General features: G+C 72.1%; 5 protein-coding genes. 1 reads left to right on the forward strand and 4 read right to left on the reverse strand.

Annotated elements, in window-relative coordinates; translation table 11 throughout:
* Nucleotides 1-65: 65 nt before the first annotated feature.
* The 3 genes from ACIRFH_RS03790 to hemL all read right to left on the reverse strand — a co-directional run bounded on the left by ACIRFH_RS03790 (nucleotide 66) and on the right by hemL (nucleotide 3,582).
* Nucleotides 66-1,361, reverse strand: a complete 1,296-nt coding sequence (locus ACIRFH_RS03790) for a hypothetical protein (protein WP_403516919.1) — start codon at nucleotides 1,359-1,361, stop codon at nucleotides 66-68.
* Between the two features lie 218 nt (nucleotides 1,362-1,579).
* Nucleotides 1,580-2,269, reverse strand: coding sequence for a histidine phosphatase family protein (locus ACIRFH_RS03795; protein WP_403516920.1), 690 nt, complete (start codon nucleotides 2,267-2,269; stop codon nucleotides 1,580-1,582).
* The gene (hemL, locus tag ACIRFH_RS03800; protein WP_403516921.1) at nucleotides 2,266-3,582 is read right to left on the reverse strand and encodes a glutamate-1-semialdehyde 2,1-aminomutase; all 1,317 of its coding nucleotides are present in this window, start codon (nucleotides 3,580-3,582) and stop codon (nucleotides 2,266-2,268) included. Before hemL ends, ACIRFH_RS03795 begins: the two co-directional genes overlap by 4 nt.
* 513 nt (nucleotides 3,583-4,095) lie before the next feature.
* On the opposite strand from hemL, the gene ACIRFH_RS03805 reads away from it, so the two are divergent.
* Complete coding sequence (locus ACIRFH_RS03805; protein ID WP_345617162.1) at nucleotides 4,096-4,533, forward strand: hypothetical protein; 438 nt, start codon at nucleotides 4,096-4,098, stop codon at nucleotides 4,531-4,533.
* Nucleotides 4,534-4,799: 266 nt separating this feature from the next.
* On the opposite strand, the gene ACIRFH_RS03810 is transcribed toward ACIRFH_RS03805, so the two are convergent.
* Complete coding sequence (locus ACIRFH_RS03810; RefSeq protein WP_403516922.1) at nucleotides 4,800-6,365, reverse strand: hypothetical protein; 1,566 nt, start codon at nucleotides 6,363-6,365, stop codon at nucleotides 4,800-4,802.
* Between the last annotated feature and the right edge of the window lie 144 nt (nucleotides 6,366-6,509).

A 6,509-nucleotide genomic window follows, 5' to 3' on the forward strand; every position in this document is an offset into this window, starting at 1 on the left:
TGAAAAGTTTCGCATGTCCGTTCCGGGGATCTTGCGCGCCCCCCTCACGGGCGGAAACCCGCATTTCAGGCAGCGTTCCCGGTGGGTGTCGAGCCCCCGCCGGAGGTGTCCTTGAGGAAGGCGTTCCAGCCGCCGGCGGGCTGCTGCCCCACCTCGACCGTACGGAGCCTGGCGAGCACCTCGGGCTTCTGCGCGTCCAGCCAGTCGGTGAACTGGCGGAAGGAGACGAGCCGTATGTCCCCGCCCTTCTCCTTCTCCCGCGCGATGTGCTTGAGGGCGTTCTCGACGGCGTCCATGTAGATGCCGCCGTTCCACTCCTCGAAGTGGTTGCCGACGAAGAAGGGCGCCCGGTTCGTCTCGTACGCCCGCTGGAAGCCGGATATGTACGCCTGGGTGGCCTGGTCGCGCCAGCCCGGGTAGTTGTGGGCGGGTGCCTTGGTCGAGTTGACCGACTGGTTGGCGAGGATGTTGTAGTCCATCGAGAGGACCTCGAAGGAGTGGCCGGGGAAAGGTATCTGCTGCAGCGGCAGGTCCCAGATCCCGTCCTTCTTCACCGGCCACACCTGCCGGCCGCCGGGCGAGGAGGCGTCGTAGCGCCAGCCCAGCGCGCGGGCGGTGGGCAGCAGGTTGTCCTGGCCGAGCAGACAGGGCGTGCGGCCGCCGACGAGTTCCTTGTCGTAGTCGAAGGGCAGCGACGGCAGGTCGGTCCAGCCGGTGTTGGTCCGCCACTCCTTCACGAACGACTTCGCCTGGTCGATCTCGCTGCGCCACTGCGCCGGGGTCCAGTTGCCGACCGTTCCGCGGCCGCCGCAGAAGTGGCCGTTGAAGTGCGTGCCGATCTCGTGGCCGTCCAGCCAGGCCCGGCGGACGTTCTTCAGCGTCTCCTTGATGTGGTCGTCGGTGAGGTAGCCGATGTCCGAGGCGCCGCGCGGGTTGTTCGGCGGGTCGTAGAGGCGCTTCTTCGACTCGGGCAGCAGGTACAGCCCGGAGAGGAAGAAGGTCATGTGCGCGCCGTGCTCCTTCGCGAGGTCGAGGAAGCGCGGGAAGAGTCCGTTGCCGACCTCGCCGGCGCCGTCCCAGGAGAAGACGACGAACTGCGGCGGGGTCTGACCGGGCTCCAGCGGCACGGGCGCGTCCGGCTGGTGCGGCTGCTTGCCGGTGTACGACGTGGAGCCGTCGCCGATGGGGCGGGCGGCCGGTGCCGTGCTGCCGGACGGCGACGGCCGCCCGGCGGATCCGCCGGCCTGGTGCGAGCCGTCCGACGGGTGGGAGCCGCAGCCCGCGAGCCCGGCGGCGGCCGCGGCACCCGCGCCGAGTCCGAGCATCCCCCTGCGGGTGAGAGTGCGGGTGGAAGTGCGCATCGCAACCTCGTTCGTCACGTCCTTGGGTGGTCACTGGGTGAGAGGACGTGACGAACGTACGGGTTCCGTATATTTGTGCGGATTCCGTAACGAGGTTCGCGGAGGGTGGCGGCGGGCGGCGGGCGGCGGGCGGCGGGCGGCGGGCGGCGGGCGCGAACGACCACCGCCCGTGGACGACCGCCCGTGGACGCCGGCTGCGGACGCCGGCTGCGGGACCGTCAGGCCCCGAAGGCCTTGCCCTTCCCCTTCACCGGCTTGGCCCCCGCGAGGAGATGGGCCGGGACGAGGTCGCGGGCGGGCTCCGTGTAGCCCACGGACACGATCCGGTCGCCCCGGAACGTGAACGTCGTCAGGGACGCCAGCGTGCACTGCCGCTTGCGCGGGTCGTGCCACAGCCGCCGCCGCTCGACGTACGACCGCAGGATCCAGATCGGCAGCTGGTGGCTGACGACGACGGCCTCGTGCCCGCGCGCCTTGTCCTTGGCGGCGGTCAGCGCGCCCATCATCCGCACCACCTGGTCGACGTACGGCTCGCCCCAGGACGGCTTGAACGGGTTGACGACGTGCTTCCAGTTGGCCGGCCGGCGCAGCGCGCCGTCACCGATGCCGAAGGTCTTGCCCTGGAAGACGTTGTCGGCCTCGATGAGCCGCTCGTCGGTGTCCAGGTCCAGGCCGTGCGCCTTGGCGATCGGCGTCGCCGTCTCCTGCGCCCGCTCCAGCGGGGAGGCCACGACGTACGTCACGTCGCGCGGGGCGAGGTGCTCGGCGACCCGGTCGGCCATGCGGCGGCCCAGGTCGGAGAGGTGGTAGCCGGGCAGCCGACCGTAGAGCACGCCGGTCGGGTTCTCGACCTCGCCGTGCCGCATCACGTGGACGACGGTCAGCTCGTCGTTGCGCGTGTCGCTCATGCCGTCGCCTCCGCGGCCGCGCGGGCCGCCGCCGGAAGGGCGTCGGCGATGCGCTGCACGGCCCGGTCGTCGTGGGCGGTGGACACGAACCAGGACTCGAAGGAGGACGGCGGCAGGTAGACGCCGTTCGCGAGCAGCGAGTGGAAGAACGCGGTGTACCGGAAGGACTCCTGCGCCTTGGCGTCCTCGTAGTTCCGCACCGGGCCGTCGGTGAAGAAGACGGAGAACATGTTGGAGGCGGTCTGCAGCGTGTGCGCGACGCCCTCCTTGGACAGCGCCTCGGTGACCAGGCCCCGGATCTGCTCCGAGACGGCGTCGACCTTGGCGTAGGCCGCGTCGTCGAGGAGGCGCAGCTGGGCGAGGCCGGCGGCGGTGGCGACCGGGTTCCCGGAGAGGGTGCCGGCCTGGTAGACGGGTCCGGCCGGGGCGAGGTGCGCCATGACGTCGGCGCGCCCGCCGAACGCGGCGGCGGGGAAGCCGCCGCCCATGACCTTGCCGAAGGTCATCAGGTCGGGGACGACGCCCTCGACGCCGTACCAGCCGGCCCGGCTGGTACGGAAGCCGGTCATCACCTCGTCGGAGACGAACAGTGCGCCGTTCGCGGCGCAGGCGTCCTTGAGACCCTGGTTGAACCCGGGCAGCGGCGGCACGACGCCCATGTTGCCGGGCGACGCCTCGGTGATCACACAGGCGATCTCACCGGGGTGGGCGGCGAAGGCCGCGTGCACGGCGTCGAGGTCGTTGTACGGCAGGACGATCGTGTCGCTCGCCTGGGCACCCGTGACGCCCGGGGTGTCGGGCAGCGCGAACGTGGCGACGCCGGACCCGGCGGCGGCGAGCAGCGAGTCGACGTGACCGTGGTAACACCCGGCGAACTTGATCACCTTGGTGCGCTGCGTGAACCCGCGGGCGAGCCGGATGGCCGACATGGTGGCCTCGGTCCCGCTGGACACGAGCCGTACCTGCTCCAGCGGCGCGACCCGCTCGGTCATCGCCTCCGCGAGGGCGACCTCGCCCTCGGCGGGCGTGCCGAACGACGTCCCGCGCGCGACCGCCTCCTGCACGGCGGCGACCACCTCGGGGTGCGCGTGCCCGAGGATCATCGGACCCCAGGAACAGACGAGGTCGACGTACTCGCGCCCGTCCGCGTCCGTCAGGTAAGGCCCGGTGCCGGACACCATGAACCGGGGCGTGCCGCCGACGGCGCGGAACGCCCGCACCGGGGAGTTCACACCACCCGGCGTGACGACCGACGCACGGTCGAACAGAGCCTGCGAGGCCGGTGCTTCGTATGGATATGCCAGTTCGCTCATGACCTGCGACGTCTCCGACCTTCTCGACCTTCTCCGACTTCTCGGACCCTGCTCCGGCTCTGGTTGCCCAGGGTGACCTCGTTCAGGGTAGACAACCGGTCCGAACACCGTGTCGTCTGCCAGACTGGGAGTCCGTCCACGCAGCTCATGCGGGCGGCGCGGGCAGGGGCCGCCGGCTCCTGCGGGCATGACGGCCGTACGACGGCCATATGTCCCCCGCACGTTTCGGCGGGCGGCCGTGGGGGAGGTCACTGACACGATGATCGGGTTGCGCGGCGGGGGTCACGCGTCCTAGAAAAGCAGTCGGGTGGAGATATGCATCGCGGTGGCGGACTGGGCGAGGGGACCGACGGCCTGGGTCCTCGACGTGCCCGGCGGGGAAGGCACCGACGCGACGCGGAGGACACGGCCGAAGCACGCGAGACACGTCAGGCACACGGTGCGCCGAACGAGCCCGACCGGACCGGCCGACGGACCGGCCGGCCGGTGGCGGGGAGCGGGAATGGTGGTCGGGTGGGGGTGACGTACAAGTACTTCGGTGCGCCCGACGGCGCGACCGCGGCCCGCGTCCCGATCTCGATGCGCCCCGAGGAGCTCGGCGGCGACGAGCTCGGGATGAACGGCATGTTCACCAAGATCAAGCCGGAGACCATGGCGGCCATGGTCCTCACCGGCATCGAGGGCGTCCCCCTGCACCGGGTGCCCCCGCTGGAACTGGTCGTCCTGCATCCCGACTACGCGGTCGTGAAACTCCCGATGACCGTCGTCGACCCCCTGCGCGGCATCGGCGAGGAGGCGGTCGGCGCGGCGGCCTTCATCTGGTCGACGGTCCCGGACCGGGGCGGCCCGCGGGACGCGTTCAACGTGTACCGGCTGCTGCACGAGTGGCAGGACTTCTCGCATCGGCTGCACGAGGCGGGGCATCAGGCGTACTGCCTGGTGTGGCCCTGAGCCGGTGTTCCCAGGGGGTCGGGGCCGGCGCTGAACACGGCTGTACGGACAGCCCGGGGGCGAGCGGTTCCAGCGCTTCCTCCCAGCGGTAGCGGTCGGTCCGGTACTCGGCCGTCTCCGCGTCGAGGAAGCCGAGTCCCTGGGGTGCGGCGGTGACGCCGGGCGGTGGGCTGCTCCGGCGTCACGGTCCGGCGCCGCCCATGGGGGGGGCGGAGCGCCGCACCGCCCTGCGCCCCAGGGCCCGGCCGGTGCGGTACCGGAGAGTGTCAGCTGCAGCTCACGTGGATCACGTCCGCCGCGTGGTGTGCGTCCGTGTCGCCCTTGGAGTTCCAGTCCTTGCCGCGGTCGTGCAGCACGACCGACAGGCTTCCGCCGCTGATCCTCACGTTCGGGGCCTCCACCCACTGCCCCAGGTGGTCGACCTGGGCGATCGTGAAGCTCGCGAGCTGCGCCCCGGAGGAGCTGCCGCCGGCGTGGACGGTGTAGTAGGACGGGTCGCCGCCGACGTGCCGGATACCGCCGGAACCGGGGATGTACACCTTGACGCGGCAGGTGCCCGCGGTGTCGAAGCCGGTGTCGAAGGACCAGGTCGCGTAGTTGCCCGCGTCGTTGTTGTTACCGGACATCGGGACCGAACGGTACCGGCCGGTGCAGCCGTTGGACGAGTAGCCGCCGAGGGCGGTCGTCCACTGGTCGCCGTCGTTGGCGACCTTGGACGAGCCGTGCTCGCGGTAGGAGGTGCCGGAGCCCGAGCAGTGCGGGCCCTCGTAGGCGGAGAACGACCGGGTGGTGGCGGCGTGGGACCTGGATTCCGTCGTCGGTCCCACGGCAGGTGCCTTGGAATCGGGTTCCGGCTTGGTGGTCGCCTCGCGGGGCCCGGTGGGCGGCGGTTCGTCGGCCACCCTCTCCTTTCCGGCGGAGTCGGCGACGGCGTTGCTCTGCGGCTCGGGAGGCGTCTTCGAGGCCGTGTCCTGCTTGCCGACAGGGGCCTTGACGCCCGGGGCCCTGTCGCCGTCCTGCTCGGCGGTGGGCACGTACCCCGACGGGAAAGTGCTCGGGCCGGTGTACCCGGCCGCGGTGCCGCGGCTCTTGTCGTCCTTCGGATCGTCGCCGGACACGGCACCGATGATGAAGGGGGTGGCGAGGAGGATCACTCCGCCGATCGCGGCGGCGGCGACCATGGGGCGGGATATCCGGTTCGGGTCCCCGGAGGCGCCGGTGGCCTCGGAGTCCGGGGAGCCGTCGCCCGATCCGCTGCCGGACGCGGTCGCGGTGGCCGCGGCGACGGTGGTGGCGGCGGCTCCGGTGCGCCCGGCACGCAGCCAGGAGAAGCGGGGCCTGGAGGCCGCGGCCGGAGCGGCGGCTGTGCTGCCGGCGGTGGCGCCGGTGGTGGCGCCGGTGGCGGTTGCCGTTGCGGCAGGCCGGGCGGGGGATGCCGTCGCCTCTTCGGACGGCGACGGTTTCTCAGGCGACGGCGGCTCCTCGGACGACGGCGTTTCGGATGCCCCGGGCTTCGTCTCCCCCTCGGCGCCCTCCGCCTCGGCGCCCTTCGGTTCGGCGCCCTTCGGCTCGCTCTCCGTCCTGGGGGTCTCCGGCGACTTGGAGGCGCCGCTCCCCCGCAGCGCGGCGGCGACGCCCGCCGCGGTCTCGGGCTCGGTCTCGGTGTCGGTCTCGGGCCCGGTCTCCGCCTCGGGGTCTGCCGCCACCGCGACCGCGGCCTCGCCCTCGGTTTCGGCCTCGGCACTGGCCTCCGGGGTCGCTCCGGGCTTCTTCTCCGGCGCGGCCTCCGACTCGTCCGGGCCCGCGCCGATCACACCGTTGCTGACGGACACCGTGGCACGCGCCGTCGGCGCCCCGGCCTCCTCTGGTCCGGATCCGCCGGCACTGCCGGGGGTACCGCTCTGCGACTCCGTGACTGCCACTTGGTGCCACTCTCTCTTTTCGTCATCCGTCGTGCTGATGGTGCTGATGATGGT

It is taken from the genome of Streptomyces sp. NPDC093586 (assembly GCF_044764905.1).
Taxonomy (GTDB): Bacteria; Actinomycetota; Actinomycetes; order Streptomycetales; family Streptomycetaceae; genus Streptomyces.